Annotated in this window: 1 protein-coding gene; it reads left to right on the plus strand. The window is 70.8% G+C overall.

Features of this window, described 5'->3' with window-relative positions:
- On the plus strand, nt 1-219 hold a 219-nt coding region (locus IEY93_RS39175), incomplete at both ends, for a DUF993 family protein (RefSeq protein WP_229691822.1).

Raw genomic sequence — 219 nt, forward strand, 5'->3', positions numbered from 1 at the left:
CGACGACTTCAACTATCCGGAGCTGATCGCGGGTGGCAGTCACGCGCTGCTCGGGATCTTCGACCCGATCGCCCCCGCCGCGGCGGCCGCCCTCCACGCGCTCGACGGCGGAGACCACGAGCGGTTCGCGTCCGTCCTCGCCCCGACCGTGCCGCTCGCCCGGAAGATCTTCCAGGCGCCGACCTACCACTACAAGACCGGCATCGTCCTGCTGGCCTG

Source organism: Sphaerisporangium melleum (assembly GCF_014646695.1).
GTDB lineage: Bacteria > Actinomycetota > Actinomycetes > Streptosporangiales > Streptosporangiaceae > Sphaerisporangium > Sphaerisporangium melleum.